Consider the following 26,619-nt stretch of genomic DNA (forward strand, 5'->3'; position numbering starts at 1 on the left):
TAAGCTGACATGAACGCGCTATCGGCAACCGAAATCGACCGCCCCGGCCTCCAGCAACTTGGACAATGGATGCGCACGCTTGTTGACTATGTCCGATCGGGGAAACCCGATCTGACCAATCGGCAGATGGCGCTGATGATGACCGTCTATATCGGGTCCGGCCCCCATACGGTGCGCGGCTTGGCCGAAGCACTGCATGTTTCAAAGCCGGTCATTACCCGCGCGCTGAACAAGCTTTCGGCGCTCGGCTATCTTCGTCGGGAACGCGATGTGGCGGACCGTCGTAATATTTTCATCACCCGGACGCCAAAAGGCGCGGAATTTCTTGACGCCTTTCATCATTTCATCGCAGGAACCGCGCGCGATGAACGGCATAAATACCCCCAAGCGGAACGGACCGCCTGAACGAACACGCTTCGAGCTTGACGGCCGTTCGGTCGCGCTGGATCGGCGCATCCATGCGGCACGCGGCGACCTGGCAGACCTGGCGCTCGCCGGCGTCCTGTTTTCCGCCCATTATGCGCGCGCCGTCCCCCTCACCTGCGTTGCCACCGGCACGGCCATAACATCGGCCCCGACGCCGACGGCCGATGCGGTCAGCGAATTGTTACGCGGCGAAACCTTCCATGCGCTCGATGTGATGACCGACTGGGCCTGGGGCTTTTGCGGCCATGACGGTTATGTCGGCTATATCCGCCGCGATGCGCTCGACGTGCTGGAAATGCCCAGCCACCGCATCATGGTGGAAAGCGCACCACTGTTCAGCGCGGCCGACATCAAGGCGCCGATCGCCGACCATTGGCCGGGCGGCGCGCTGTTTTCCGGCGTGGTGCAGGGCGACTTCGTCGCCTGCGCCGAAGGGTTCGTCCATAGCCGCCATGCCGAGCCGATCGAAACCAAGTCGGCCGATTGGGTATGTGTTGCGGAACGCTATCTGGGCCAGCCCTATGTGTGGGGCGGACGCGGCCATCGCGGCATCGACTGTTCGGGCCTGGTGCAGGCTGCACTCGGCCAGGCGGGCATTCCCGTCCCGCGCGACACCGACCTGCAATGCGAAGGCATCGGGATGCCGATCGACAGCGACGCGGCGCTGCAACGCGGCGACCTGGTCTTCTTCCCCGGCCATGTCGGCATCATGACGGACGCCAAGACGCTGCTGCACGCCAACGCGCACTGGATGGCGGTAGTGAAGGAACCACTGGCGGACGTCGTCGCCCGGCTGGCGGACGCGCACGCCCAACCCATCATCGCCCGGCGGAGGATCAGCGCATGAGCATCAACGTCTTCATCGATGGCGGTCACGGCACCACCGGCATCGAAATCGCCGATCGGCTGGCCGGTCGCCCCGAATTGTCGCTGATCACCGTGCCCGAAGAACGGCGCCGGGATGCCGGCGCGCGCCGCGATGCGCTAAACGCCGCCGATATCGTCATCCTGTGCCTGCCCGACGATGCCGCGCGCGAAGCAGTGGCGCTGATCGACAATGATCGTACCCGCGTCATCGACGCATCGACCGCGCATCGCGTGGCCGATGGCTGGACCTATGGCTTCCCCGAACTGGAGCCGGGCCATCGCGAGGTGCTGGCCGACAGCCGATTCGTCGCCAATCCCGGATGCTGGCCGACCGGCTTCCTGGCGCTTGTCCGTCCGTTGGTACTGGCTGGGCTGATCCCCGCCGATTGGCCAGTGACGGTATCGGGCGCTTCGGGCTATTCGGGCGGCGGCAAGGCGATGATCGCGGACTATGAGGGCGACGCCGGCGCACCCAGCGCCTTTCGCCCCTATGGCATGGCCCTGGGCCACAAGCATGTGCCGGAAATGACCCGCTATTCGGGCCTGACCCACCCGCCGCTGTTCGCGCCCGCGGTCGCCAACGCCTATCGCGGCATGATCGTAGAAGTGCCGTTGCAATTGCGGGCGATGCCGGGTGCGCCGACGCTCACCGACGTCCACGCAGCCCTTGCCGCCGCTTATGCGGGGTCGCAGGTCGTCAGCGTCGCATCGCTGGAGGATAGCCTGAGCATCGGCCAGGTGGCGCTGGAGCATGTCGGCGCGACCGACCGGTTGGCGCTCTTCGTGTGCGGCAATGCCGACAGCGGTCAGGCGCGGCTGGTGGCGGCGCTCGACAATCTGGGCAAGGGCGCGGCCGGCGCTGCGGTGCAGAATCTCAACATCCTGGCGGGCCTGCCCGAAACCGCGGGTTTGCGGCTCTAGGCCGCGTTAGGGCCGATCGACATTCAGATGATGACATGCCGAAAATGTCGGTTTTTCGTGACCCGGAGCGCAGCCTACTCAAAGTAGGTGAGAACCGGAAGCACGGAAAATCGCCATTTGCAGGCCGTCAGGGCTGAATGTCGATGGTCCTAGTGGATGGTGCCGAGCGGCTGGTCATAGGTCAGCAGCACGATCAGCCGCTCGATCTGACGCCAATGGCAAAAATGGATATGGTTGCCCTGATCCAGGCTGCGGTCGGCGCGCGCGGCGGCTTCATAGCCGGCATTATCGCCGAAAGCCGCCATCAGCTCGGTCGCGTCTTCATAGCTCTTTCGGTTCGAAAGATATGGCACCTGCATTGCGACCCCTGACCTGTTCTTGGCGACCTTATTATGAAGCGCACTGTTCAATCGCCGTGCCATTTCAACGCTTTGGCATGAATGGCCGGTTTGAAAGGTGAATCCCCCATTAGCGAAGTCCCGATATGGATCATCCATCCCGCATCGGGACGATGTTTCCCGAAACGGAGCGGTCCAGGCGGATCTGCAAAGCCGCTGGCCTTGGCGCGCGGTCCATGGCAAGGGGCGGCCATGACCAAGGAGACGAAAAACCCGACCGGCGCTGGCGCGATCATCGCCTTCCTGATCCTGGCCTGCACGATCGGCGGCGGCCTGCTGGGCCAGCCCAGCATCGGCCTGCTGACGGGCGCGGGTGCAGGCGTGCTGATCGCCATCCTGCTATGGCTGCGCGAACGCGGCAAATAAGCCGCACACGCCGCCTTGCCCGCCGCGGTGGCTGCGCATAGATGTGGGGGCATGAAGAAGCATATCATCGCCCTTATCGTCATCGCGATCCTGATCGCGGGCGGCATTTTCCTCTATCTGGCCCAGGGCAATACCGCGCAGCTCCCGCCAGGCGCAGATACCGGGCGCGAGCCGGTGTTCACCACCCCGCGCAACGAGATGTTGCCGACGGTCAACATCGCCGAGGTGAAGCCGTGGACCGGCGATGAAAAGCCCGTCGCGGCCAAGGGGCTGAGCGTAGCGCGCTATGCCGATGGCCTGGCCCATCCGCGCTCGCTGCTGCGCCTGCCCAATGGCGACATATTGGTGGCCGAAACCAACAGCCCGCCCCGTCCCAAGAGCGGGATCGTCAGCCGGGTGATGAGCTATTTGATGGACAAGGCGGGGGCCGGCGTGCCGTCGGCCAATCGCATCACGCTGCTGCGCGATGTCGATGGCGACGGGCGCGCGGAAACCAAGACGGCGTTCCTGACTGGCCTTAATTCCCCCTATGGCATGGCGCTGATCGGCGACACGCTCTATGTCGCGAACACCGACGCGCTGATGGCCTTCCCCTATAAGGAAGGGGATATCAAGATCACCGCCAAGGGGCGCAAGATCATCGACCTGCCCGCGCAGGCGCCCAATAATCATTGGACCAAGAGCCTGACTGCCAGCCCCGAAGGGCTGCTCTATGTCGGCGTCGGTTCAAATAGCAATATCGGCGACAACGGCCTGGAGGTAGAGAAGAACCGCGCCCTCATCTTCGAAGTCAATCCCAAGACCGGCTATAAGCGCGTCTTCGCATCGGGCTTGCGCAACCCTGTGGGCCTCGCCTTTGAACCAAAAAGCGGTGCGCTTTGGGGTGTGGTCAACGAACGTGACATGCTGGGCGGCGATCTCGTCCCCGATTATCTGACGCGGGTTGAGTTTGGCGCCTTCTACGGCTGGCCGTGGAATTACTGGGGCGGTTATGAGGATCGCCGGGTCCAGCCGCAGCGTCCGGAAATGCGCGAATATACCCGCCGGCCCGACTATGCGCTGGGCAACCATGTCGCCCCGCTGGGCCTGACCTTCGCCGACAAGCTGCAACTGGGCGCGCCTTATACGGACGGCGCGATCGTGGGCCTGCATGGCAGCTGGAACCGCAAGCCGACCGCGGGATACAAGGTCGTCTATGTCGGTTTTGCCGATGGCGAAGCGGGTAAGGCCAAGCCGGTGGACCTGCTGACCGGCTTCCTCGACAAGGATGGCGCGGCGCGCGGTCGCCCGGTCGACGTCGCCGCCGACGCCAAGGGCGCGTTGCTGGTCAGCGACGATGTGGGCGGCGTGATATGGCGGGTGACGAAGGCGAAATAGCCACAAGCAACCTCCGTTCGTTTCGAACGGATACGGGTTCTAAACGCTCAGCCCGTTTTGCCCCGCCAGTTCGACCACATATTGCCAGGCGACCCGGCCAGACCGGCTCCCGCGCTGGGTCGCCCACTGGATCGCTTCCAGTGGATCGAAGGCCAGGCCCAGCTTGGCCGCATAGCCGCCCACGATCGCGACATAGGCGTCCTGGTCGAGCGCGTGGAAGCCGAGGCTGAGGCCGAAACGGTCGGACAGCGCCATCTTGTCGTCCACGACATCGCGCGGATTGACGGGATCATCCTGTTCGGACAGGTGGCGCGGCACGATATGACGGCGGTTGGACGTGACATAAAGGCGGACATTGGCCGGCCGCGCCGCCGTTCCCCCCTGCAACAGCGACCGCAGCGCCCGCGCGTCCCCCACGCCCTGCTCCTCGAACCCCAGATCGTCGAGGAACAGGATGAAAGGCCGGCTCGTGCCGCGCAGCAGGGCAAAGAGCGCGGGCAGGCTCGCCAGTTCATCAATCGCGCATTGCATCAAGGCGATGTCCTGCCCTTCCTGCTGCAACAGGCCGACGACGGACGCGACGGCGGCTGACTTGCCGGTCCCGCGCGCGCCCCATAGCAGCACGTCATGGGCGGCATAGCGCGCGGCATGGCGGCGGCTGTTACCCAGCAGCGCGCCCTTCTGGGCATCGATCCCGGTCAGCAGCCCATAGTCCACCGGCGCGAACGCCTCCACCGCATGGATCGCCCGCCCGTCCCAAACATAAGCGGGGAAAGCGGCGAGATCGGCGGATGAGGCAGGCGGCGGCGCGAGCCGTTCCAGCGCCTCGGCGATGCGGGTGAGAAGGGCGTCGGTCATGGTCGCGGCTTAACCGCCGATCCGTGCGGCTGCAAGCGCCCTACCTCTTACCGCGTCGATGTCATTGCCCTGACGCAATGGCCTTTTACTTGGCGAAGGCGGGGTCTATATCGCGGGGATCGTGACTATCGCTCATCCATCATTTTCGACGAAATCCTGCCGCTATGGCACCGAAGCCCTGCGCGAGGCGGCGTTGCTGATCCGCGCGGGGGAGCCGGTAGCGGTCCCGACCGAGACGGTCTATGGCCTGGCCGCCGACGCCACCGACAGCAATGCCGTCGCAGCGATCTACAGCGCCAAGGGGCGGCCCAGCTTCAACCCGCTGATCGTCCATGTCGCCGACCGCGCCATGGCGGAGCGGCTGGCCGATTTTTCAGCCGTCGCGGGTGTGTTGGCCGATCGCTTCTGGCCGGGTCCGCTGACATTGGTGTTGCCGGTGCGCAGCGATAGCGGCCTGTCGCCGCTGGTGACGGCGGGCCTGCCGACCGTCGCGCTGCGCCTGCCCGCCCATCCGGCGATGCGCGCGCTGATCCGCGAAAGCGGCTGTCCGCTGGCCGCGCCGTCGGCCAATCGCAGCGGATCGATCAGCCCGACCTGCGCCGAACATGTGTTGGCGAGCCTGGGCGGCAAAATCCGCATGATATTGGACGAAGGGCCGACCAGCGAGGGACTGGAATCAACCATCGCCGCGCCGGAAGCCGATCGAGTGCGCCTGCTGCGCCCCGGCCCCGTCACCGCCGCAATGCTGGAGCAAGCGACCGGACTGCCGGTGATGATGACCAATGATGGAAAGATCGAGGCGCCTGGTCAGCTCGAAAGCCATTATGCGCCGTCAAAGCCAGTGCGATTAAATGCGCTGCGGGCGGACAAGGATGAATATCTGATCGGCTTCGGGCTGATGCCCTGCCACATCAACCTCAGTCAGGAGGCGGACATGCGCGAGGCCGCGGCCCATCTGTTCGCCGCCCTGCACGTCGCCGACGCCAGCGCCGCAGCCCGCATCGCCGTGGCCCCGATCCCGACCGAGGGCATCGGCGCGGCGATCAACGACCGGCTGCGGCGGGCGGCGGCTTGAGTGGGGGGTGGCGACTCTAAAAGCGGACGGACTGTATGACCGGTAATCGGGTGCCTCACTACCGTCACCCCAGCGAAGGCTGGGGTCTCGTGCGGAGGTAAGCAGCGGTTGGGCGTAGCACTTACCCAAGCGGATCGCGTTGCCTCCTGAGACCCCAGCCTTCGCTGGGGGTGACGGGATTTTTCCGTTGCTCCTCAAGTGACGTTCGCGCGAAGCGGAATGGCATGAAACCGTCCAAAACAGACATCCGCCCACGCCCCGTCAAACGACGCCGACCCGCCTCACCCGCAATTATCGTAACCCGCGTCGCGGCATTGCTCGCGCCGCTCTTTATCCGCTTTCTTGCGCTCCTTGCCTTCGCGCGCTTCCTGCTTGCGCATCTTGCGGCCGTAATTGCGGTCGGACTCGCTCTGGCTGGTCGTCGACCAGTCCACGATCTGCGATCCGGCGCGCACCGGCGCGGTCACGATGCTCGCCACCGTGCGCACGCAGCCCGGCAGCGCCAACAGCAGCAACGGCGTCGCCAGCAACATATATTTCTTCATCGTCCATCCCCGACTTTTGCGTTCGCGCCTTCCTACCATGAGCGACATGAACCGCCCACTAAGGACGGCGCGAAACGCGACAGGCCGTGGCGGAAGGCTCAGCCCGCAATCCGGGCGGCGAAGCCCTTGCGCAGCTTGTCGAGCTTGGGCGGGATGACTGCCATGCAATAGGGGTTGCGGTCGCCGACCCGATCCCAATATTTCTGGTGATAATCCTCCGCCGGATACCAGGGCGCATCCGGCTCGATAGTGGTGACGATGGGATCGCTCTGATCCGCCTGCGCCCGTTCGATGCCCGCGCGCGCCTCCGCCTCCTGGCTGGCCGAGTGGGGAAAGATGGCCGACCGATATTGGGTGCCGACATCATTGCCCTGCCGATTCAGCGTCGTAGGATTATGGGTCGCGAAGAAGATGTCGAGCAGATCGGCGTAACTGATCACGTCGGGGTCGTAGGTGATGCGGATCGCTTCGGCATGGCCGGTCGTGCCCGAACAGACCTGTTCATAGGTCGGATCGGGCCGCGCGCCGCCGATATAGCCGCTTTCCACGCCTTCGACGCCCTTGAGATTCTGATAGACCGCCTCGGTGCACCAGAAGCAGCCACCGGCCAGCGTCGCGATTTCCTGCGCCATGTTCGTTCCTTATCTCTGTTTGACAACACAGATAGGGAGGATCAGGCCATGGTTCCAGCCTCCGCGCGCGCCGCGTCCGCCTTGGCCCGCTCCTCGGCCACCAGTTCCTTGCGCGACAGCTTGCCAACCAGCGTCTTGGGCAGGTTCAGCCGGACCTCCACCTCGCACACCCGCTCATGCTTGCCCAATTGCGGATTGAGCCACTCCTTGAGCGCCGCCCCGTCAATCTCCGCGCCCTCGTTCAGGGTCACGAACGCCTTGGGCTGCTCGCCGCGATAATGGTCGGGGATGCCGATCACCAGCGCCTCCTTGACGGAGGGATGGTGGTAGAGAACCGATTCCACCTGGCTAGGGAAAACCTTGAAGCCGCCGACCGCGATCATGTCCTTCAGCCGATCGACGATCTTCACATAGCCGTCCTCGTCGATCAGGCCGACGTCGCCGGTGCGGACAAATTCGCCGATGAACACTTCAGCATCGGCGTCCGGCCGGTTCCAATAGCCCTTCATGATCTGCGGTCCGGCAAAAAGCAGTTCACCTGGTTCGCCTTCGGGCGGCGGGCGGGTCGGGTCTTCGCGATCGACCAGCTTCACCCGCGTTCCCGGCACCGGCTGTCCCACCGTCCCGCTCTTGTTCAAACCCTCATAGGGATTGGTGCAGACGATCGGGCTGGTTTCGGTCAGGCCATAGCCCTCGATCAGCTTCGCGCCGGTCGCCGCCTCGAACTTCTGCTTCAATTCCAGCGCCAGCGGCGCGCCGCCGGAAATACAGGCGCGCAGCGAGGAGAAATCGATATTGCGGATGGCGGGATGGTCCAGCAGCGCCTGGAACATGGTCGGCACGCCGGGCAGCGACGTCGCCTTGACTCGCTGCACCGCCGCCAGCACCTGCGCCGCGTCGAAACGCGGCAGCATGACCATTTCGCCGCCATTCACCACCGTCCGGTTGAGCGTGCAGGTATTGGCGAAAACATGGAAGAAAGGCAGCACCGCGATGATCCGGTCCGGCTCGTTCGCGTGCGGATCAATCGCCTGCGCCTGCCGCGCATTGGCGGTCAGGTTCTGGTGGGTCAGCATCGCCCCCTTGGGCGTGCCGGTCGTCCCGCCGGTATATTGCAGCAGCGCGACGTCGTTGACCGGGTCGATATCCGGCACGGAGCAGCCACCCGCATTGGCGACCAGCCGGTCGTAGCGGATGACCCGCGGATCGTCCGGCAAGGGGGTGGACTCGCTGGCCTTGAACCAGCGGAACAGCAGCGATTTGACCGGCGGCAGCATCTCCGCAACCGACCCGACGATCAGCGTCTCCAGCGCGCTATGGTCCAGCACCTGCAACGCCGTGGGCAACAGCGCCTTGGCCGACAGGGTGAACAAAATCTTCGTGCCGCTATCGGCAACCTGATGTTCCAGTTCAGCCGCGGTATAGAGGGGGGAGAAGTTGACGACGATCGCGCCGGCCATCAGCGCGCCATAATAGGCCGCGACATAATGAGGGGTGTTGGGCAGATAGAGGCCGACCCGGTCGCCCTTTTGCACGCCCATCTTCTGCAAGCCGCAGGCGATCCGGCGGATCTGCTCCAGCATCGCGCCATAGCTGAAATGTCGCCCCATGAAGTCGATCATTGGCGCGTCGGGATGCGCCGTGGCGCTGTTCGTGACCATCTCTCCCATCGACATCGGGGGAAATGTCTGGTCCCAGACGGTGGGGTGCTGATAGCGTTCTCGCCAGATTTTTTCTATGCTCTCCATGCCCGAAGTGTATGGGCATGCCCCACTTTACGCAAGCGTCAAGCACAGCAAAAAGGGCCGCGCGGCATCAGCCGCACGGCCCTGAAAAATGCTGCGTCGCAGCGACTTAGTGCAAGCCGCCGATGACGCTACGGCATTACACCTCGCCCTTGTTGCTGCTGAACGGATCGAGGATCGTGGCCGTTGCCGAAATCAGGTCCGTCTCGGCCTTCAACGCCTCTTCGGCACGGCGCAGCGTCTCCTGACGCTCGCGCCGCAGTTCCTCGATCAGCGCCTCGCGGTCGCCATCCAGGCGCGAATCGGTGGGGGCTTCGATGCCCAGCTTCTTGGCCGTCTTGGCAACCAGGGCATCCAGTTCACGCTGCGAACACAGGCCCAGCGTCACCGGATCTTTGGGCGTGATGTTAGAGATGTTCCAGTGGGTGCGGTCACGGATCGCCGCGATGGTGGTGCGCGTGGTGCCGATCAGCTTGCCGATCGCACCATCGGACACTTCGGGATGGTTGCGCAGGATCCAGGCGATACCGTCCGGCTTGTCCTGGCGCTTGCTGACCGGGGTGTAGCGCGGCCCCTTGGTGCGGCGAACAGGCTCCGGGCCTTTCAGCATCTTGAGCCGATAGTCGGGATTGCTCTCGCCCTTATGGATTTCGTCCATTGTGATTTCATGGGCGCGCACCGGATCGCGGCCGGTATATTTGATGCTGGCAGTATCGTCGGCGATCGCCTGCACTTCCAAAATGTGAAGCCCGCAGAATTCCGCGATCTGGTCGAAGCTCAGAGCGCTATTGTCGACCAGCCAGCTGGCGGTCGCGTGAGGCATGAGGGGCTGGGACACGAGGTCTTCTCCGGCGTAAAAACGATAAGGGCCGCCCAAGCAGGGCGGCCACGACGGGTCGGAGATAGTCCATGACGGCAGACTGAGCAAGGAAAAGCGTCAGGCGACGCTTTCGATCAGCGTGGCCGGGATTGCGTGCAGCCCCGCCAGGAACTCGCGCGCGCTGCGCTCCCAGCTGAAGCTGCGCCCATAGGCGGCGCAGGCGGCGCGGTCGCACGGCAATGCGGCGGCGATCGCCTGCCCCAGATCGTCGGACAGCGCGCCGACTTCGGGCGTGATGATATCGATCGGCCCGGTTACCGGATAGGCCGCGACCGGCGTGCCGCAGGCCAGCGCCTCGATCATCACCAGCCCGAACGTGTCGGTGCGGCTGGGGAAGACGAACACATCCGCCCCGGCATAGGCCCCCGCCAGTGCCGCGCCGAACATCGGCCCCATGAAGCGCGCCTGCGGATAGGCCCGCGCCAGCGCCGCGCGCGCCGGCCCGTCGCCCACCACCACCTTGGTCCCGCCATGATCGGTGGCCAGGAACGCCTCCAGATTCTTCTCCACCGCGACCCGCCCGACATAGAGCATGATCGGGCGCGGCAGGTCCGCGAACAGGGCGGGCGGCGGCGCATCGGGGGTGAAGGCGTCCAGATCGACCCCCCGCCCCCAGGGCCGGACATTGGGCACGCCATGGGCGCGGAGCTGCTCGCGCACCGATCGCGTCGACACCAGCACCGCCTGCGCCGGTCCATGGAACCAGCGTATATAGCGCCAGAACCAGGCCGCGGGCAGCCCGGTGCGCTGCGCGACATAATCGGGGAAATGGGTGTGATAGGCGGTGGTGAACGGCACCCCGCTGCGCAGGCACCAGCGCCGCGCGGCCAGGCACAATGGCCCTTCGGTCGCCAGATGTACCGCATCGGGCTGGAACGCGGCGATCGCCTGCCCCACAACTGTCGACCGCACCAGCGCCAACCGGATTTCGGGATAGGTCGGGCAAGGAATGGAGCCGTAGAGATCGGGCGAGATCACTTCGACCACATGCCCCATCTGCTCCAGTTCGGCCCGGATCGTCTGGAGCGTTCGCACCACGCCATTGACCTGCGGGCTCCAGGCATCGGTGACGATCGCTATGCGCATGGGGATCAACTCCATCATCCCGTCAAATTCAGCATGTTCCCACGCAGGCGGGAATCCAGTTCAGACCGTGAGACTGGGCTCCCGCCTGCGCGGGAGCACGCAGCACCAATGCCTCAAGCCGCCATCCGCGCACGCACATCCTGCTCGCGCTCCTCCCGCTTGGCGATCTCGTCCGCCCAGTGCAGCACTTCCATCCGCCCGTCGTCATGCTCGACCAGCGCGGTGCACCCCTCGACCCAGTCGCCATCATTATAATAGTCGATGCCGTCAATCTCGCGCATTTCGGCATTGTGGATATGGCCGCACACCACCCCGTCGACGCCCCGCGTCCCGGCCTCATGCGCCACCACTTCCTCGAAGCGGGAGATGAAGGATACCGCGTTCTTGACCTTGTGCTTGGCCATCTTGCTGAGCGACCAATAGGGCAGCCCCATCTTCTGCCGCACTGCATTGACCACGACGTTGAGCCGCATCAGCGTCGTGTAGGCCGCGTCGCCCACGAACGCCAACCAGCGGTGCGCGAGCATGATCGTGTCGAACTCGTCGCCATGCAGCACCAGCAGCTTGCGCCCGTCGGCGGTCGTATGGATCGCCTTGCGCCGGATTTCGACCCCGCCAAAGCTCATGCCGGTGAATTGCCGGAACATCTCGTCATGATTGCCGGGGATATAGACGACCCGCGTGCCGCGCTTGGCCCGCTTCATCAGCCGCCACACCACGTCATTATGGCTGGCGGGCCAGTAGAAGCGCTTCTTCAGCCGCCATCCGTCGATGATGTCGCCCACCAGATAGAGGGTGTCGCTATCCACATTATCGAGGAAATCGATCAGCATCGCGGCATTGCACCCGCGCGTGCCCAGATGAATGTCCGAAATCCAGATGCTGCGATAGCGGCGCCGTTTGCCTTCCCGCTCAGGGATATGAAAACGATCGTCCGCGCCCTCTTCCAGCTCGCTCAGGAAGGGCAGCCGCGTAATGGCGTTCATGATACGATCCCCAAAGATCATTGTCCTTGGGAGCGAATCCTTAAGCGCGCAATGTTACAGTTCCGAAGAGAATATGACGGAAATGCTACTGCTTACTTAGAACGCATTTTTATCGATTTTTGATTTTTCTGATTCTTTCAGAATTCTGGCGAAGGTTTCAACTATTGGCTGAACTTAATCATCAACATTCCCAGCCAAAGTCCTAGCGCAGCTCTGCACAACCGTTTTCCCACAAACTCCGACCCAACTAGTGATGAAATAATCCCAGTTTTCACCATCAGCGTAATTACGGAAATTTAGGACTATAGAATAAATCGTTTGAGAACCCTCATCATCAGGATCCAGAGTAACTATCATCAATTTAAAGGCTGATTCATCTGGATCCAGCACAAGTTTATTTCTAGCTGAAGATGCAATCCGTTCGCGCATTTCATACGCTAAAACCTTCCCAACCGGATCAGGTGCCGTCACTCCTATATAGAAGGAAGCCGCCGTCGCCGCGTTAGGAGAAGCAACGATCAAAAATGGTATCGCGAAAAGTAAGCGCTTCATAATCCCCCCGCTACTTGATCGACCACCAGCACGATCTTCCCGAAATGCTCGCCCGCATCCATCCGCGCATGGGCCTTGGCCGCATCCGCCAGCGCGAACTTCTGGTCCATCGCCGGGCGCAATTTCCCCTCACCCACGAACGACCACACCGTCCGCATCAATTCATCCGCGACCAGGCTCTTGAACCCCACCGACCGCGCCCGCAGCGTCGATCCGGTGATGGTCAGCCGCTTTTGCATGATCGCCGGGATGAAAATCTCCGCCTTCGCCCCGCCCAGCACCGCGATCGACACATGCCGCCCATCCTCGGCCAGGCAAGCCAGGTTACGCGGCACATAATCGCCACCGACCATGTCCAGCACCGCCTGAACCCCCTGCCCGCCGGTGATCGCCTTCACTGCCTCGACATAATCCTGGGTGCGATAATTGACCGCATGATCCGCACCCCACGCCTTGGCAGCCGCGCATTTCTCGTCCGAACCGCAGGTCACAATGATCTTGACGTCGAACAGGTTGCACAGCCGGATCGCCATCGTCCCGATGCCGCTGGTCCCGCCATGGACCAGCACCGTATCGCCGCCCACCGCATAGGCGCGCTCGAACAAATTGGTCCACACCGTAAACAGGGTTTCGGGCAGCGCCGCCGCCTCGGCCAGATCATAATCGTCGGGCAAAGGCAGGCATTGCCCCGCCGGCGCCACCGCATATTCGGCGTAACCCCCGCCCGCCAACAGCGCGCACACCTTCTGCCCCACCAACGAATCCGCGCCGCTCCCGGCCGCCACGATGGTCCCGGCCACCTCCAGCCCCGGAATGTCCGAAGCGCCCGGCGGCGGCGGATATTTGCCCTGCCGTTGCAACACATCAGGCCGGTTCACGCCCGCAGCGGCCACGCGGATCAACACCTCGCCGTCGCTCGGCACGGGGACCGGCCGCTGCTGCGCCACCAGCGCCTCCGGCCCGCCCGGCTTGGGAATCGCGATCACCGTCATTTCGCGCGCTATTGCGCCCACATCCGCCATGTCACTGCCCCCGGTGATTAACCATGTTGCGCCGCACCAAAAATCGACGGACGGAACCGACGCCCTTATTGACAGAGTGGCCCGCAGGGTCAACATTGGCGTCATGAACTTGGATGACGATCTGCCGAACAAGGGAGATGATCCGCTGGCCCGCCTGCTGAGGCAGGATCTGGGGCCTTTGTCCGTTACCGAACTGGACGCCCGCATCCGCGCTCTGGAAACGGAAATCGCGCGCACCAGAACGATAAAAGACAACGCCGTTAACCATAAGGCAAGTGCCGAGGCGTTATTCAGGCGATGAACCCGCGCCTTGCCCCCTGCGCCCTTAAGGGCACCATTGGGCTTGGGCAGTCAGGCAATTCCGCTGGTCGTGGCCATGGCCTTGATCCCGCGTCGAGCAATGCCGACATATGGTTCGATACCGCCCCTCTTTGGGGCCAGGAGTAGAACAGACATGCCCTCTTTCGCACCCGCTCTGGAAACCACCCTGCACAACGCGCTGACCCATGCGTCGGAGCGCAAGCATGAATATGCCACGCTGGAACATCTGCTTCTGGCATTGATAGATGACGAACATGCGTCAAAAGTGATGCAGGCGTGCGGCGTGGAAATCGGCGAGCTGGGCGACGCCGTCACCCAATATCTCGACACCGAACTCGACAGCCTGAAGGTCGAGGGGTCCAGCGATCCTTCCCCCACCAGCGGTTTTCAGCGCGTGGTCCAGCGCGCCATCCTCCATGTCCAGTCGTCCGGCAAGGATGAGGTGACGGGCGCCAACGTGCTCGTCGCGCTCTTCTCCGAACGCGAATCCTATGCCGTCTATTTCCTGCAACAGCAGGATATGAGCCGCCTCGATGCCGTGAGCTTCATCAGCCATGGCGTCGGCAAGGGCACGCCCACGCCCGAGCGTCAGGAGACTAAGGGCGCTTCCGAGGAGGAAAAGAAGGTGCAGGACGGCAAGGCCAAGAAGGACAGCGCCCTCGAACAGTTCACCGTCAACCTCAACGAGAAAGCGGGCCGGGGCAAGGTCGATCCGCTGATCGGCCGCACGGCGGAAGTGGATCGCACGATCCAGATCCTGTGCCGCCGCTCGAAGAATAATCCGCTCTATGTCGGCGATCCGGGCGTGGGCAAGACCGCGATCGCGGAAGGCTTGGCGCGCAAGATCGTGGAAGGCGAAGTGCCCGACGTGCTCAAGGAAGCGGTCATCTACTCGCTCGACATGGGCGCGTTGCTGGCTGGCACCCGCTATCGCGGCGATTTCGAGGAGCGGTTGAAGGCGGTCGTCACCGAACTGGAAAAGATGCCGCATGCGGTCCTCTTCATCGATGAAATCCACACCGTCATCGGTGCCGGCGCTACCAGCGGCGGCGCGATGGATGCGTCCAACCTGCTGAAGCCCGCTCTGTCGGGCGGCACCATCCGCTGCATCGGTTCGACCACCTACAAGGAATTTCGTAACCATTTCGAAAAGGATCGCGCCCTGCTGCGCCGGTTCCAGAAGATCGATGTCAACGAGCCCACGATCGAGGATACGATCAAGATCCTGACCGGCCTGCGCACCGCGTTTGAGGATCATCATCACGTCAAATATACCCCCGACGCGATCAAGGCGGCCGTGGAACTCTCGGCGCGCTATATCAACGACCGCAAGCTGCCGGACAAGGCGATCGACGTGATCGACGAGGTCGGCGCGATGCAGATGCTGGTGGTGCCCTCCAAGCGCAAGAAGACGATCACCCCCAAGGAGATCGAGCAGGTCATCGCGACCATGGCCCGTATCCCGCCCAAGACCGTGTCGTCTGACGACAAGACCGTGCTCAGTTCGCTGACCACGGACTTGAAGCGCGTCGTCTTCGGTCAGGACAAGGCGATCGAGGTGCTGTCGTCGGCGATCAAGCTGTCGCGCGCCGGCTTGCGCGATCCCGACAAGCCGATCGGCAACTATCTCTTCTCCGGCCCCACCGGCGTCGGCAAGACGGAGGTCGCGCGCCAACTCGCCTCGATCATGGGCATCCCGCTCCAGCGGTTCGACATGTCGGAATATATGGAACGCCATTCGGTCAGCCGCCTGATCGGCGCGCCTCCGGGCTATGTCGGCTATGACCAGGGCGGCCTGCTGACCGATGCCGTCGACCAGCAACCGCATAGCGTGCTGCTGCTGGACGAGATCGAAAAGGCGCATCCCGACCTGTTCAACATCCTGTTGCAGGTCATGGATAATGGCCGCCTGACCGATCATCATGGCAAGACCGTCGATTTCCGTAACACCATCCTCATCATGACCACCAATGCCGGTGCGTCGGACATGGCGAAGGAAAGCATCGGTTTCGGCGAGTTCACCCGCGAGGATGTGCAGGAAGATGCGGTGAAGAAGCTCTTCACCCCCGAATTCCGCAACCGTCTCGATGCGATCGTGCCGTTCGACTATCTGCCGACCGAAGTGGTGGCCCGCGTCATCGACAAGTTCGTTCTGCAACTCGAACTGCAACTGGCCGACCGCGATGTCCACATCACCCTGGATCAGGACGCAAAGGACTGGCTGACCAAGAAGGGCTATGACAAGCTCTATGGCGCCCGCCCGATGGGCCGTTTGATGCAGGAAAAGATCAAGCAGCCGTTGGCCGAGGAACTGCTCTTCGGCAAGCTGGTCCATGGCGGCGAGGTCCATGTCCATATGAAGGAAACCGACGGGGTTGCGGCGCTGGCCTTCGAAATCACCCCGGCGGCTCCTAAAAAGGGCAAGAAGGGCGGCAAGGCCAAGACCACAGAAGGCACGAAATAAGCGCCTTCCCGGCACAAACGAAAAGGGCGGCCCGCAACGGCCGCCCTTTCTTTATGAAAACCCTTCTCCCCATGGGGGAGAAGGATACGCAGCCTCGCCAGCTTGCTGGCTAGGCGAAGTTGGATGAGGGGGGAAACACCGCTCGCGGACTTGAACGGCTGCGTTCGCCGACACACCACAAGATGAACCCAACCTCATGACCCAGCCGACCGACTCCGTCATCCTCCTCCACGGTTTCGGCGGGCACCCGCTCCAGACCGCCCTGCTCGCCCGCCGCCTGCGCGCCGCGGGCTTTGATGTCGCGAACATCGGCTACCCCAGCTGGCGCTGGCCGATCGACCGCGTGCTGGCCCATCTCCATCAGCGCATTACCGCCGCCCCCGCCTACACGGCCCAGCGCCTCCATTGCGTCGGCCACTCGATGGGCGGCCTGCTGCTCCGCGCCTATCTCGCCCACCATCGCCCCGCTCATCTCGGCCGCGTCGTCATGCTCGGCACGCCCAATGGCGGCAGCGAACTGGCCGATCTCCTCTACCGCCTGCGCCTTAACCATCCGATCCTCAACCATTCGGGCGCGCTCCTGCGCACCCGGCGCGACGCCGCAACACAGGCGCTGTTCGGCTCGATCGATTATCCCCTGGGCATCATAGCCGGCGATCGCCCGATGATCGGCACATTCCCCAACCTCGTCTTCCGCGCCCCCAATGACGGCAAGGTCAGCGTCGCCGCCACGCACCTGCCCGGACAGAGCGATCATCTCGTCCTGCCCGTCGCCCACACCGCTATGATCTACAGCCATCCGGTCGCCGACCAGGTCACGCATTTCCTGCGCGATGGTCAGTTCAAACGCCCCTCCCCGACCGCCTGAATCTCTGCTATAAAGCCGCATCCCAGAAAAAAAGGTCGCATCTCTTCCGTAACGATAAGGAATAGATGTCGTGCAAACACGTCTGACTTCGCGCCCCGCTCGCGGCGCTTTACTTCTCGCGTCCCTAACCTGTCTCGCCGCCCCCGGCTCCAGCCAGCAGGCCGCCGACCCCATCGCCCGCTACACGATCGACGCTGGCACCATGTCCGGCATGGCCGCCCTGAGCGGACATGGGGCCAGCGGCGGCGGCATGGGCGCGGCCATGGGCATGATGATGGGCGGCGGCCGCAACCAGCCGCTCCACGAACTCGTCTTGCGCCTGGGCTCCACCCGCGCGCCGACCAGCGGCGCACCTACCGCCGATCATTTCCTGCCTGCCGCCGCTGGCCTCGGCGCTTCCGTCCCGCTCGCCACCCCGCGGGTGATCCCCAGCGACGATCAGCCCATCCCCGGCGAACGCCTCAAGGGCCGCCTGCGCATCTATTGGGGCTGCGGCGCAACGCCCGGCCCCGGCCAGCCGGTCGTGATCGACTTCGCCAAGGTGGCCAAGGGCCAGATCCCGCCCGGCCTCTACATGACCGGCGCATCGATCCCGCAGGAATGGCAAATCCGCGCGTCGAACAGCAAGACTTATGGCGACTGGCCCAACGGCCAGACCCGCAAGACCGTCCCCCCCAACAGCTCCCTGCTCGGCGATCATCGCATCGCCGGCAATTACAGCCTCGACATCGCCTTCACCCTGAAACAGGATTTCATGCCCGCCATCACTGGCCGCGCGCGTCCGATCGCCAGCGGTGCGACCGAAATCAGCTGGAACAGCCTACCCCAGGCGACCGGCTATTATGCCTGGACCTTCGGCGCGCAGGAAAATGGCGACATGGTCTGGTGGGCGTCCTCCGCGACCCAGGCGTTCGGCGGTCCGGTCTGGGACTGGATGTCGCCTGCCGCCGTGCAAAAGATGATCGCGCAGAAAATCGTCATGCCGCCCAGCCAGACCAGCTGCACCGTCCCCGCCGCCGTCACCCAGGCGGGCGGAGAGATGCTGATGGGCAGCCTCTACGCCTATGGCCCCGAAGCCAATTTCGCCTACCCGCCCCGCCCCGCCGATCCCAAGAACGCCTGGAAACCGGAATGGATCGCCCGCGTCCGCTATCGCGCCAACACAATGTGGATGCTGAACGGCCCGGACATGGGCGACATGATGAGCCAGGCGGGCGAGGCGGATGACGGTGACGAACCCGCGCCCCAGCCGAAGAAAAACAAGTGCCGCGGCGGCCTGGGCGGGATGCTCGGCGGTGCCATGGGGGTGGGCTGCTGATCGAAACGGGGTGGCGCTCGGCCCGTCCGTGCGCCACCCTCACCGTCCTGCGATTCAGGAGCGCGTCATGACCCAAGAGCTGATTTTTTACACCAACCCCATGTCGCGCGGGCAGATCGCCCGCTGGATGCTGGAGGAGGTCGGCGCACCCTATGAAACGGTCGTCCTCGATTATGCCGCGTCGATGAAGGCGCCCGACTATCTGGCGATCAACCCGATGGGCAAGGTGCCCGCCATCGTCCATGGCGGCCGGACCGTCACCGAATGCGCCGCCATCTGCGCCTATCTGGCCGACGCCTTCCCGGCCGCCAACCTCGCCCCCGCGCTCGATCAGCGCCATGCCTATTATCGCTGGCTCTTTTTCGCCGCCGGCCCGGTCGAGGCCGCCGTCACCAACAAGGCGATGGGCTTCGTCGTGCCCGAAGGGCGCGAGCGCACGGCTGGCTATGGCACGTTCGAAGACACGATCGATGCGCTGGAAACCGCAATATCGGGAGACGCCTGGATCTGCGGCGACCAATTCACCGCCGCCGACGTCTATGTCGGCTCGCAGATCGACTGGGGCCTCAGCTTCCAGTCCATCCCCAGCCGCCCCAGCTTCGAAGCCTATGCCGCCCGCCTGCGCGATCGCCCCGCCTATAAGCGGCAGAAGAAAATAGACGACGCCCTGATCGCGGCGATGCAAAAAGAAGGCTGAGCTACCCCTCCGTTCGCTTCCGGTGCAGTCGCGAAGCGCCAAGCGCTTTTCATGCGCTCGAAGCGAACAGGCTTTGCCTCACAAACAAAAAGGCCCGGCGGATCGCTCCGCCGGGCCTTTTGTCTGGCTTCAAACCTCAACGATCAGCGACGATCGCCGAACAGGCGCAGCAGGAACATAAACATGTTGATGAAGTCGAGATAGAGGTTCAGCGCCCCCATCACCACCGACTTGCCCATCATGTCCGTGCCCGCGACCTGCGCATAGATGCTCTTGATCTTCTGCGTGTCATAGGCGGTGAGGCCCGCGAACAGCAGCACGCCGACGCCGCTGATGACCAGGCTCATCGCGTTGGATTGCATGAAGATGTTGATCAGGCTCGCCACCAGCAGGCCGACTACGCCCATGATCAGGAAGGTGCCGAAGCCCGACAGATCCTTCTTGGTCGTGTAGCCCCACAGGCTCAGACCCGCAAAGGCCGCCGCGGTCGCGAAGAAGGTCTGCGCGATCGACGTACCGGTATAGGCCAGAAAAATGTAGGACAGCGATACGCCCATCACCGCCGCATAGGCCCAGAACAGGCCCTGCGCCGCCACGGTGGACAGCCGTTTGATACCGAAACTCAGCACCATCACGAACAGCAGCGGCGCGAACATCACGATATATTTCAGGATGCCGGGGCCGGTGAACACGGAAGCCGCCATGCCGCTCGACGCGAACAGCAGCGCGACGACGCCTGTCAGCAGCACGCCACTCGCCATGTAATTATAGACCGACAGCATATAGCTGCGCAGCCCGGCGTCGAACGCCGCACCGCGCGCAGCGGTGGCGCCGCCAAAGCCTGCAATGTCGGAACGGGGGTCGGACCAGTTGGCCATGAAAATCGTCTCCTTCACCGGCCTGTTTGACCGGTATCCCTATTATCGGCGCATCGGCCGCATGATTCAAGCCAAACCGGTGGAGATATGGCGGATCGCATCGATCACCCTATATCTGGTTCATGCACCGCCTGTTCGTCGCCATCCGCCCGCCCGCTGATCAGCGCGGCAATCTGCTCTCGCTGATGGACGGTGTCGAACGCGCGCGCTGGCAAAGCGACGATCAATTGCACCTGACGCTACGCTTCATCGGCGAAGTCGATCGCCACCGCGCGAATGACATCGCCGACGCACTGGGCGCAATCCGCTTCGCTCCGTTCCACGTCCACCTGTCCGGCGTCGGCGCATTCGATCGCAAGGGCGTAGTCGACACGCTCTGGGCCGGGGTGAAGCCGCGCGATCCGTTGGCGGCGCTGCATCGGAAAATCGACCGCGCCTGCGTGTCCGTCGGCCTGCCGCCCGAAAGCCGCGCCTATCTGCCTCATGTCACCCTCGCCCGCTTCGGCCGGGCGGGCGGGCTGATCGATCCGTTCCTGGCCCGCCATGCCGCCCTGACCGGCGCGCCCTTCCGGGTCGATCGCTTCGCCCTGTTCGAAAGCCGGCTTGGTCATCAGGGCGCAATCTACCACGCCATCGCTGATTATGATGCCAATGGCGCGGCGCAAACACCGCTGGAATAAGCGTTCTCCATCGCAAAGGCGCTCCGAACCCAAAGGGTCCAGAGCGCCTCTAAAAAAGCGGTGCTCCACCATATGAATGGAGCGCCCACGGTGCGTGAGATTTGAAGCAGCGCGCCCTGTGGTCAGACGCAAGCCGCGGCCCGCCCCCGTCACCGCGAAAGGGTCAACCCGTCGCCAGCACACCGCACGCCACGCGGCCACCGGCATTGCCGGCCGGATCGCTCATATTGTCGTCGGCCTGCGCATGGACGACCACCGCCGCACCATCGGTATCGAGTAGCGGCGTCGCGCCCTCACCGATCATCGCGTCGGCAATATGATATTCGATCGCGCCGGTGCCATCCGGCCCGACCGTCATATTGGGCATGTCGCCCATATGCATGCCGGCGGGATTATCCTTGCCATGCTTGCGCGCGGTCGGGTTCCAATGGCCGCCAGCGCTGGTGAAGTCGGGTCCGGCGCACTGGCCGGTGGTGTGGATATGTACGGCATGGATGCCGGGAGCCAGCCCCATCGCCTTGATCACGACATGCAAACCGTCGCCCGCCTGCGTCACCATCGCGGTGCCGCGCGCCGATCCGTCGGCGGCGGCCAGCTTGGCCGAAGCGGTCGGCGCGGTGCTGGGCGTCGTCGATGTGGTGGCGCAGGCGGATGCAGCCAGGACGATCGGCAAGGCGGTGAGAAACGGAAATATTTTCATGGATAGCTCCCAGGAAGGGCAAGATAAGGCGCTAACGCCGCTGGAGCGCTTTTGTTGCCCATCCGCACCGATTTGTCACCGCTCCTTTGATAAGCTTTCGCAACAAGCTGGCGTCGGCCGATCGACCCGCGGATCATCGCGACCGCGAAATGCCTACCCCCGTTCTTCAACAACATATCGGGCAGATGGCGTCGGCGTCGCCCCCCGCCTTGGCTGACCATCACAGCAGCGGGTGACGCACTGTCGGACTAACCTGACCTTACCCCTTCGCATGGCCTGCAAAACGGCACGCGGCATGGTGACGCGGGCAAACTGTCGATCACGCCACCCCTCGACGAAGTTCGTGCCCAGAACCCGCTTCTCAGTTGCATAGCCTCTCGTCGCCCCTGACAGATTGGACAAGAAGGAGCGGGTATCTACACCGATCACGCCAATATCGCCGGTCGCGACTTTGGACGGAAAAGCCGCCGTCGCTGGGCTATCGATCAGGTCGGTCGGCAGGTGCGACGCATGGGGGGATGATCGCGGATAACCACCCTGGCGGCGTCAACATGTCCGGTCCCGACGCCGCGATCGATCGGCACGGCGGTATGAAGGCGCCCCGCCTTAGAAAAAATGCTTCCCCCATCCCCTCACATGACACGGCCGCGAGCGCGGGACGCGAAGCCCGGCACAAGCGCAAGACAGCAATGAGCCTCCAGCCAAGGCTCGGTAATCCGACGCCCGGACGTGAAGCGCTATCGATGCCTGTTCTGCAAGAGCTTACCCGCGCCATCGATATCGGCCCGCCCGCGCATGGAACATGCGGCCAATCGCTAAACGGCCCCTCGCGCAATCCCATCCGCAAAGCACGATCCATATTGATCGGACAAAGAAAAAGGGGCCGGTCCTGCGACCAGCCCCCAATTCTGTTTCCATTCCGAGGAATGGAAATCGGCTTACATGCCCGAACCTGGACCGTAGCTGATTTCCACGCGACGGTTCTGGACTTCGCGAACGCCGTCCGCGGTGTCGACACGCGGCTTCGATTCACCGAAGGCCTGGGTGGTGATGACACCATCAGGGATACCCTTCGAGGCCAGATAGGCCTTGGTCGAGTCAGCGCGGCGCTGCGAGAGGCCGACGTTGTAGGAAGCGGCACCCGAACGGTCAGCGTGACCGGCCAGCATGACCTGTGCGCTACCGCAGCTGCTGTAGGCCGAAACCGCGTTGTCCAGAATGGTGGCGGCATCAGGCGTGATGTCCGACTTGTCCCATTCGAAGAACACGATGTACGGGCCAGGGTTGCATTCGGCAACCGGCGGCGGCGGGGGCGGAGGAGGCGGCGGGGGCGGCGGGGGCGGCGGCGGGGGCGGCGGAGGAGCAGCCGGTTCGCCACCGAAGTTGTAGGTCAGGCCGAGCAGCAGGCTGTGCGTACGCAGCTTGGTGTCGCCGGTCGAACCCGCCTGGCCGTAGATGCTCTGGTAGGCCGGGATGACCTTGATGTCGTCCTGGTTGAAGAAGCGATACTTCAGCGAGACGTCGACATTGTTGGTGACCGGATAACGGACGCCAGCGATAGCCTGCCAGGCGAAGCCGGTGTCGCTGTCGTTGACGATGTCCGAAGCCAGCTTGGCACGCGAAACGCCGACACCGCCGCCGACGAAGCCCTGCAGGCCATCATCGGGACCGAAGTCCAGCAAACCGTTCAGCATGAACGACAGAGCCGAAGCTGCGCCGCCGAAGCCGCCGCCGGTCTTGTCGAAATCGATCTCGGCGCGCTTGTAGGCCGCTTCGGCCTCCAGGCGGAAGCCACCAAAATCGTAGCCGATGTTGGCGTCGAAATCATAGCCCTTATGATAGTCGATCGAAGGAACGACTGAGCCGCCGGGAGGGACGGACGAGAAGGTAAGATCCTGGTCTTCGACGAGCAGGACGCCGGCATCGACGCCGACATACCAGCTATTGTCACGCGCCATGGCCGGGGTGGCCAGGACGGTGGTCGCGAGCGCAGCCGCGAGGGCGAGCTTCCGCATATAAATTCCCCTTTCAAGAGTGTCACGAAGGACTGCTGAAACCCTGTATTCGCAAGAAGGTTTCATGGCAAGTCCACAATTAGTGAAACCGTTGCAAAAATAACGCACTAGCCCGGCTTTCACAGCTTTTCAAAGCTAATGTAGAGGAATCCTAGACTATTGACGCGGGCCTGCAACAAGAAATGCACAGCCCCGTAATATTAGGTCGCGATCAGCCCATGGCCGCGCAAGGCTGTCAGAATGTCGGCGAGCGTAGAGCGCGCCTCCACGTCAATCACGCCACCCCCGCTCGGTGCGATGATCGCCGCCATCTGCGGTCCCACCACTCGTTCGTCATCCAGATAGAGGCCATCATCGCGGATGGCGTCGCCCCGCCACTCTGTCCCGTCGTAGAAAAGACCATGGTCGCGGTCGGCGACGGCGACCCGAAGCCCGGCGCGCGGCGCGACAAAACGCCAACCGCCCTCCGTCCACAGCGCAACCGCGTCCACCTGCCCCGACCAGTCGCCCGATGCCCCGGCGGCGACGATCCAGCATTGGCCGACCGTCGGCGCACCCGGCGGCGCGCTCAGGTCGGCGCTCTCCACTCGTCCGTGCAGCAACGCATCGATCAGCGTCAGCGCCTCATTATGCTGGATTTCCTTCTGCGCCTGTCCTGCGAACAGCAGCGGCAGCGCCCAACGTGGCGTTTCGTCCATATCTCGTCCTCCTTGATCGTCCCTGATGCCGTCAGGCGGTAAAATCGATCCGCGCCGCCCGCCCCTGCGCCATCGTCCCCAACTGGCGCACGTCCGCCACCAGCGGCTGGCCCGCCGTCCCGTCCGCCGCGATCATCGCCGCGGAATAGGTCCAGCCCGGCGCGCCGCTTTCCGCGCTGCGCACCACGCTCGCCCCGTCCATCACCATGATGCGATAGCGCTCTGCCTCCTCGCCCAGCGGCACGTCGCCGCCATTGCTCCATCGCCACCCCGCACGACTGCGCCGGACCCAGCTAAACGCCTGTCCACCATCCAGCCCCCGCGCCGTCAGATGCACCGGCGAAGGCGGCATCAGCGCCGCGCCGCTGATCGCGATCGCCGCGTCCACCGGCTCGACATCGCCCAGCCCGACCGCCGCCAGCCGCAACGTCGCGCCAACCTCGCCCACCGTGCCCAATGCCGCCAGAGGCTGGACCAGCCGCTCCTCCTCGATCAGCAGAAACGGCTCGCCCGCCTCATGCCCGGCCATCGCCCATTCGGTGCCGCGCAGACCCCGGCGCAATCCGCCCAGTCGATAGCTGGCCGGCCCGGTCCGCACCGCCGTTTCGAACTGCACCAGCTCGCGCCCGACCAGGCACAGGTTCCGCCCCTGCGCCAACGCCGCCTCGTCCGCGCCGCCCAGGTCCATGTCCGCCGCCAGCAATGTCACCAGCAGGTCGTGCCGCCGATCGACCAGCGTCGCACTCCCGCCCGGCAGCGCTGCGTCGCTTGTTCCCATCACCGCCCGCGGCGCGCTGCGCCCGATCGGCACCGCCTCGCCGCTCTCACCCATCACGAACAGCGCCGCGCTGCGCCAGCCTTCGCCCCCGCTCGCCGCAACGACCAGCAAAGGCACGCTCGCCGCCCCGTCCTGTATCTGCGGCAGGTCGGCCAGCATCAGCGTGGTCACGCCATGGGGCGCATCCGCCTGCCGCACGATTACGCCCGAAGACGCCCCGGCAGGCAGCACCCCGCCCCCACCCGGCACCCGGCGCAGCGCCAGCCGCACCGCCATCGCCTCCCATTCCCGTTCCTCGATCCGCCACAGTCCCGGCGCATCCGCCACCGTCACTACCACGCCGGGGTTCAGCGACAGCGCGCGCCAGTCGCAGCGCAGCGTCATTGTCGCCCGCCCGGTCCAGCCCGCGCCCAGCCGATCCGCAGCGATTGCCCGCGCTGCGTCCGGTGCCATCACCGCCGGCAACTCAATGCCCATTTCCTGCCGCCCCGGGCCCGGTCGCGTCACCCGCTGCACCCCGGCCTGATAATCGCGCGCGGCATCATAATGGCGCAGACTCAGCGCGACCGGCACGCCATCGGCCGCCGCACCCGATCGCTCGACCGAATCGATCGCCTGCCCATTCACCCGCCGCGCCAGCCCGTCCGCGCCGATCGCCCCCTCCGCCGCGCCTACGGCCGTCAACCGCAACCCCTCCGCGCCAGACTGTAACCCCAACCCATGCGCCTCGACCAAGGGCGCGATCGCGGCCCGCACATCCGCCCCGCTGGCCGCAAAGCCATCCACTGCGGCCAGATCATCGCCTTCCAGCCGCCCCGCGCTCAACATCGCCGCCATCGCGCCGATCGGCACCGGCTCGGCATCGGCCTCCACCTCGAACGTCAGCGACGGAATGCGATTGCCATAATCGGCCAGCGCCAGATCCTCGAACACCACATAGGCGATCCCCCGATGCGCCAGCGTCAGCCCCACGCCCTCCGCCGCCGCGATCAACGGATCGACCGGCTGGTCCTCGCCGCCTATATGAACGCGAAAGGCCGACACTTCGGTCTTGAAATCCCCCGCCGCCCCGCGCAGCAGATTGCCGTCCGCCCAGATGCGCCGTACCTGCCCGATCGCCCGCGCCGACAGCGCCACCGCGAAACTCGCCGAATAGGCATAGCTGGTCACGCTCGGCCGCCCCTTGCCGCCGCCGCTCTTGCTTTTCGTCTCCTTCAGATCGGTCGCCCAGATCACCGTCCCCGCCACCCGCATCGTCCCGAACAGCTTGGGAAGCTGCGTGCCATAGCTCGACGTCTGCAATTGCAGGTCGGCCAGCCGCGCACCCTCGCGCCCCTTGGGCTTGAACAACACCTGATTGTCGATGACATTGCCGATCACCGCGCCGATCGCAGCGCCGATCGGCCCGCCCAGCACGGTTCCCACCGCCGTCAGCACCACCGTCGCCATAAGTTTCTCCTGAAATG

At 64.3% G+C, this 26,619-nt stretch carries 28 protein-coding genes; 13 read left to right on the forward strand and 15 right to left on the reverse strand.

What is annotated here, in order from left to right; all coding sequences use genetic code 11:
* The first annotated feature begins 9 nt into the window (after window positions 1-9).
* Genes HHL08_RS06955 through argC form a run of 3 tightly spaced genes read left to right on the forward strand, consistent with a single transcriptional unit; the run spans window position 10 to window position 2,214 of the window.
* Window positions 10-405, forward strand: coding sequence for a MarR family winged helix-turn-helix transcriptional regulator (locus HHL08_RS06955; protein WP_169571810.1), 396 nt, complete (start codon window positions 10-12; stop codon window positions 403-405).
* Window positions 365-1,273 carry a C40 family peptidase gene (locus tag HHL08_RS06960; protein ID WP_169571812.1) on the forward strand — a complete coding sequence of 303 codons (909 nt, stop codon included), beginning with the start codon at window positions 365-367 and terminating at the stop codon, window positions 1,271-1,273. Before HHL08_RS06955 ends, HHL08_RS06960 begins: the two co-directional genes overlap by 41 nt.
* Window positions 1,270-2,214 carry an N-acetyl-gamma-glutamyl-phosphate reductase gene (argC, locus tag HHL08_RS06965; RefSeq protein WP_169571814.1) on the forward strand — a complete coding sequence of 315 codons (945 nt, stop codon included), beginning with the start codon at window positions 1,270-1,272 and terminating at the stop codon, window positions 2,212-2,214. The genes HHL08_RS06960 and argC overlap by 4 nt, the downstream gene beginning before the upstream one ends.
* A gap of 149 nt (window positions 2,215-2,363) precedes the next feature.
* On the opposite strand, the gene HHL08_RS06970 is transcribed toward argC, so the two are convergent.
* Window positions 2,364-2,573, reverse strand: coding sequence for a hypothetical protein (locus tag HHL08_RS06970; protein WP_201785474.1), 210 nt, complete (start codon window positions 2,571-2,573; stop codon window positions 2,364-2,366).
* A gap of 231 nt (window positions 2,574-2,804) precedes the next feature.
* On the opposite strand from HHL08_RS06970, the gene HHL08_RS06975 reads away from it, so the two are divergent.
* Both HHL08_RS06975 and HHL08_RS06980 read left to right on the forward strand, forming a co-directional pair.
* Window positions 2,805-2,978 carry a hypothetical protein gene (locus tag HHL08_RS06975; protein WP_169571816.1) on the forward strand — a complete coding sequence of 58 codons (174 nt, stop codon included), beginning with the start codon at window positions 2,805-2,807 and terminating at the stop codon, window positions 2,976-2,978.
* A gap of 51 nt (window positions 2,979-3,029) precedes the next feature.
* Window positions 3,030-4,355, forward strand: a complete 1,326-nt coding sequence (locus HHL08_RS06980) for a PQQ-dependent sugar dehydrogenase (protein WP_169571818.1) — start codon at window positions 3,030-3,032, stop codon at window positions 4,353-4,355.
* A 39-nt stretch (window positions 4,356-4,394) separates the two neighbouring features.
* Here HHL08_RS06980 and HHL08_RS06985 read toward each other — a convergent pair whose 3' ends face one another.
* Entirely contained in the window at window positions 4,395-5,213 is an 819-nt protein-coding gene (locus HHL08_RS06985; RefSeq protein WP_169571820.1) for an ATP-binding protein, read from the reverse strand.
* A 121-nt stretch (window positions 5,214-5,334) separates the two neighbouring features.
* Between HHL08_RS06985 and HHL08_RS06990 the strand changes: the two genes are divergently transcribed.
* The gene (locus HHL08_RS06990) at window positions 5,335-6,288 is read left to right on the forward strand and encodes an L-threonylcarbamoyladenylate synthase (protein ID WP_169571822.1); all 954 of its coding nucleotides are present in this window, start codon (window positions 5,335-5,337) and stop codon (window positions 6,286-6,288) included.
* Between the two features lie 281 nt (window positions 6,289-6,569).
* Here HHL08_RS06990 and HHL08_RS06995 read toward each other — a convergent pair whose 3' ends face one another.
* The 8 genes from HHL08_RS06995 to HHL08_RS07030 form a co-directional block, all read right to left on the reverse strand.
* Complete coding sequence (locus HHL08_RS06995) at window positions 6,570-6,833, reverse strand: hypothetical protein (RefSeq protein ID WP_169571824.1); 264 nt, start codon at window positions 6,831-6,833, stop codon at window positions 6,570-6,572.
* Window positions 6,834-6,931: 98 nt separating this feature from the next.
* A complete protein-coding gene (gene msrA, locus HHL08_RS07000; RefSeq protein WP_169571826.1) occupies window positions 6,932-7,465 on the reverse strand; it encodes a peptide-methionine (S)-S-oxide reductase MsrA in 534 nt (177 codons plus the stop codon).
* Window positions 7,466-7,506: 41 nt separating this feature from the next.
* Window positions 7,507-9,213: a long-chain-fatty-acid--CoA ligase gene (locus HHL08_RS07005; RefSeq protein WP_169571828.1), complete on the reverse strand. Its 1,707-nt coding sequence runs from the start codon at window positions 9,211-9,213 to the stop codon at window positions 7,507-7,509.
* 136 nt (window positions 9,214-9,349) lie between these two features.
* Window positions 9,350-10,033 (reverse strand): DUF1013 domain-containing protein, encoded by a 684-nt coding sequence (locus HHL08_RS07010; protein ID WP_169572267.1) that lies wholly within the window; start codon window positions 10,031-10,033, stop codon window positions 9,350-9,352.
* Window positions 10,034-10,147: 114 nt separating this feature from the next.
* Entirely contained in the window at window positions 10,148-11,176 is a 1,029-nt protein-coding gene (locus tag HHL08_RS07015; RefSeq protein WP_169571830.1) for a glycosyltransferase family 4 protein, read from the reverse strand.
* Window positions 11,177-11,289: 113 nt separating this feature from the next.
* Window positions 11,290-12,162 (reverse strand): UDP-2,3-diacylglucosamine diphosphatase, encoded by an 873-nt coding sequence (locus HHL08_RS07020; protein ID WP_169571832.1) that lies wholly within the window; start codon window positions 12,160-12,162, stop codon window positions 11,290-11,292.
* Window positions 12,163-12,336: 174 nt separating this feature from the next.
* Window positions 12,337-12,714 carry a hypothetical protein gene (locus HHL08_RS07025; RefSeq protein ID WP_169571834.1) on the reverse strand — a complete coding sequence of 126 codons (378 nt, stop codon included), beginning with the start codon at window positions 12,712-12,714 and terminating at the stop codon, window positions 12,337-12,339.
* Window positions 12,711-13,736 carry an NAD(P)H-quinone oxidoreductase gene (locus HHL08_RS07030; protein WP_169571836.1) on the reverse strand — a complete coding sequence of 342 codons (1,026 nt, stop codon included), beginning with the start codon at window positions 13,734-13,736 and terminating at the stop codon, window positions 12,711-12,713. The genes HHL08_RS07025 and HHL08_RS07030 overlap by 4 nt, the downstream gene beginning before the upstream one ends.
* A gap of 103 nt (window positions 13,737-13,839) precedes the next feature.
* Between HHL08_RS07030 and HHL08_RS07035 the strand changes: the two genes are divergently transcribed.
* From HHL08_RS07035 to HHL08_RS07055, 5 genes are all read left to right on the forward strand, one after another.
* Window positions 13,840-14,037, forward strand: a complete 198-nt coding sequence (locus HHL08_RS07035) for a DUF1192 domain-containing protein (protein WP_169572269.1) — start codon at window positions 13,840-13,842, stop codon at window positions 14,035-14,037.
* 153 nt (window positions 14,038-14,190) lie between these two features.
* On the forward strand, window positions 14,191-16,521 hold the full coding sequence (clpA, locus tag HHL08_RS07040) for an ATP-dependent Clp protease ATP-binding subunit ClpA (protein WP_169571838.1): 2,331 nt from the start codon (window positions 14,191-14,193) through the stop codon (window positions 16,519-16,521).
* A 196-nt stretch (window positions 16,522-16,717) separates the two neighbouring features.
* Window positions 16,718-17,389 (forward strand): alpha/beta fold hydrolase, encoded by a 672-nt coding sequence (locus HHL08_RS07045; RefSeq protein WP_169571840.1) that lies wholly within the window; start codon window positions 16,718-16,720, stop codon window positions 17,387-17,389.
* A 70-nt stretch (window positions 17,390-17,459) separates the two neighbouring features.
* A complete protein-coding gene (locus tag HHL08_RS07050; protein WP_328804591.1) occupies window positions 17,460-18,707 on the forward strand; it encodes a hypothetical protein in 1,248 nt (415 codons plus the stop codon).
* Between the two features lie 67 nt (window positions 18,708-18,774).
* Window positions 18,775-19,404 (forward strand): glutathione S-transferase family protein, encoded by a 630-nt coding sequence (locus tag HHL08_RS07055; RefSeq protein ID WP_169571842.1) that lies wholly within the window; start codon window positions 18,775-18,777, stop codon window positions 19,402-19,404.
* A gap of 143 nt (window positions 19,405-19,547) precedes the next feature.
* On the opposite strand, the gene HHL08_RS07060 is transcribed toward HHL08_RS07055, so the two are convergent.
* A complete protein-coding gene (locus tag HHL08_RS07060; RefSeq protein WP_169571844.1) occupies window positions 19,548-20,282 on the reverse strand; it encodes a Bax inhibitor-1/YccA family protein in 735 nt (244 codons plus the stop codon).
* Here HHL08_RS07060 and HHL08_RS07065 point away from each other — a divergent pair.
* Both HHL08_RS07065 and thpR read left to right on the forward strand, forming a co-directional pair.
* Entirely contained in the window at window positions 20,281-20,442 is a 162-nt protein-coding gene (locus tag HHL08_RS07065) for a hypothetical protein (RefSeq protein WP_169571846.1), read from the forward strand. The genes HHL08_RS07060 and HHL08_RS07065 overlap by 2 nt on opposite strands.
* Window positions 20,405-20,962 carry an RNA 2',3'-cyclic phosphodiesterase gene (thpR, locus tag HHL08_RS07070; protein ID WP_169571848.1) on the forward strand — a complete coding sequence of 186 codons (558 nt, stop codon included), beginning with the start codon at window positions 20,405-20,407 and terminating at the stop codon, window positions 20,960-20,962. The genes HHL08_RS07065 and thpR overlap by 38 nt, the downstream gene beginning before the upstream one ends.
* A 163-nt stretch (window positions 20,963-21,125) precedes the next feature.
* On the opposite strand, the gene HHL08_RS07075 is transcribed toward thpR, so the two are convergent.
* From HHL08_RS07075 to HHL08_RS07090, 4 genes are all read right to left on the reverse strand, one after another.
* Window positions 21,126-21,662 (reverse strand): superoxide dismutase family protein, encoded by a 537-nt coding sequence (locus HHL08_RS07075; RefSeq protein ID WP_169571850.1) that lies wholly within the window; start codon window positions 21,660-21,662, stop codon window positions 21,126-21,128.
* 938 nt (window positions 21,663-22,600) lie between these two features.
* Window positions 22,601-23,677, reverse strand: coding sequence for an OmpA family protein (locus tag HHL08_RS07080; protein ID WP_169571852.1), 1,077 nt, complete (start codon window positions 23,675-23,677; stop codon window positions 22,601-22,603).
* A 200-nt stretch (window positions 23,678-23,877) separates the two neighbouring features.
* On the reverse strand, window positions 23,878-24,375 hold the full coding sequence (locus HHL08_RS07085; protein WP_169571854.1) for a DUF2793 domain-containing protein: 498 nt from the start codon (window positions 24,373-24,375) through the stop codon (window positions 23,878-23,880).
* A gap of 31 nt (window positions 24,376-24,406) precedes the next feature.
* Complete coding sequence (locus HHL08_RS07090) at window positions 24,407-26,602, reverse strand: phage tail protein (protein WP_169571856.1); 2,196 nt, start codon at window positions 26,600-26,602, stop codon at window positions 24,407-24,409.
* Window positions 26,603-26,619 lie beyond the last annotated feature (17 nt).

The sequence above is a fragment of the Sphingobium psychrophilum genome, assembly GCF_012927105.1.
GTDB lineage: Bacteria > Pseudomonadota > Alphaproteobacteria > Sphingomonadales > Sphingomonadaceae > Sphingobium > Sphingobium psychrophilum.

Excerpts from the sequence above, each read along its gene's own strand:
- HHL08_RS06955 (WP_169571810.1), top strand. The coding sequence starts at position 10 with ATGAACGCGCTATCGGCAACCGAAATCGACCGCCCCGGCCTCCAGCAA.
- HHL08_RS06995 (WP_169571824.1), bottom strand. The coding sequence starts at position 6,833 with ATGAAGAAATATATGTTGCTGGCGACGCCGTTGCTGCTGTTGGCGCTG.
- HHL08_RS06975 (WP_169571816.1), top strand. The coding sequence starts at position 2,805 with ATGACCAAGGAGACGAAAAACCCGACCGGCGCTGGCGCGATCATCGCC.
- HHL08_RS07055 (WP_169571842.1), top strand. The coding sequence starts at position 18,775 with ATGACCCAAGAGCTGATTTTTTACACCAACCCCATGTCGCGCGGGCAG.
- HHL08_RS07045 (WP_169571840.1), top strand. The coding sequence starts at position 16,718 with ATGACCCAGCCGACCGACTCCGTCATCCTCCTCCACGGTTTCGGCGGG.
- HHL08_RS07035 (WP_169572269.1), top strand. The coding sequence starts at position 13,840 with ATGAACTTGGATGACGATCTGCCGAACAAGGGAGATGATCCGCTGGCC.
- HHL08_RS06970 (WP_201785474.1), bottom strand. The coding sequence starts at position 2,573 with ATGCAGGTGCCATATCTTTCGAACCGAAAGAGCTATGAAGACGCGACC.
- HHL08_RS07015 (WP_169571830.1), bottom strand. The coding sequence starts at position 11,176 with ATGCGCATAGCGATCGTCACCGATGCCTGGAGCCCGCAGGTCAATGGC.
- clpA (WP_169571838.1), top strand. The coding sequence starts at position 14,191 with ATGCCCTCTTTCGCACCCGCTCTGGAAACCACCCTGCACAACGCGCTG.
- HHL08_RS06980 (WP_169571818.1), top strand. The coding sequence starts at position 3,030 with ATGAAGAAGCATATCATCGCCCTTATCGTCATCGCGATCCTGATCGCG.
- HHL08_RS07010 (WP_169572267.1), bottom strand. The coding sequence starts at position 10,033 with ATGCCTCACGCGACCGCCAGCTGGCTGGTCGACAATAGCGCTCTGAGC.
- HHL08_RS07005 (WP_169571828.1), bottom strand. The coding sequence starts at position 9,213 with ATGGAGAGCATAGAAAAAATCTGGCGAGAACGCTATCAGCACCCCACC.
- HHL08_RS07025 (WP_169571834.1), bottom strand. The coding sequence starts at position 12,714 with ATGAAGCGCTTACTTTTCGCGATACCATTTTTGATCGTTGCTTCTCCT.
- HHL08_RS06960 (WP_169571812.1), top strand. The coding sequence starts at position 365 with ATGAACGGCATAAATACCCCCAAGCGGAACGGACCGCCTGAACGAACA.
- msrA (WP_169571826.1), bottom strand. The coding sequence starts at position 7,465 with ATGGCGCAGGAAATCGCGACGCTGGCCGGTGGCTGCTTCTGGTGCACC.
- HHL08_RS07090 (WP_169571856.1), bottom strand. The coding sequence starts at position 26,602 with ATGGCGACGGTGGTGCTGACGGCGGTGGGAACCGTGCTGGGCGGGCCG.
- HHL08_RS07030 (WP_169571836.1), bottom strand. The coding sequence starts at position 13,736 with ATGGCGGATGTGGGCGCAATAGCGCGCGAAATGACGGTGATCGCGATT.
- HHL08_RS07065 (WP_169571846.1), top strand. The coding sequence starts at position 20,281 with ATGAAAATCGTCTCCTTCACCGGCCTGTTTGACCGGTATCCCTATTAT.
- thpR (WP_169571848.1), top strand. The coding sequence starts at position 20,405 with ATGCACCGCCTGTTCGTCGCCATCCGCCCGCCCGCTGATCAGCGCGGC.
- HHL08_RS06985 (WP_169571820.1), bottom strand. The coding sequence starts at position 5,213 with ATGACCGACGCCCTTCTCACCCGCATCGCCGAGGCGCTGGAACGGCTC.
- HHL08_RS07085 (WP_169571854.1), bottom strand. The coding sequence starts at position 24,375 with ATGGACGAAACGCCACGTTGGGCGCTGCCGCTGCTGTTCGCAGGACAG.
- HHL08_RS07080 (WP_169571852.1), bottom strand. The coding sequence starts at position 23,677 with ATGCGGAAGCTCGCCCTCGCGGCTGCGCTCGCGACCACCGTCCTGGCC.
- HHL08_RS07020 (WP_169571832.1), bottom strand. The coding sequence starts at position 12,162 with ATGAACGCCATTACGCGGCTGCCCTTCCTGAGCGAGCTGGAAGAGGGC.
- argC (WP_169571814.1), top strand. The coding sequence starts at position 1,270 with ATGAGCATCAACGTCTTCATCGATGGCGGTCACGGCACCACCGGCATC.
- HHL08_RS07060 (WP_169571844.1), bottom strand. The coding sequence starts at position 20,282 with ATGGCCAACTGGTCCGACCCCCGTTCCGACATTGCAGGCTTTGGCGGC.
- HHL08_RS07075 (WP_169571850.1), bottom strand. The coding sequence starts at position 21,662 with ATGAAAATATTTCCGTTTCTCACCGCCTTGCCGATCGTCCTGGCTGCA.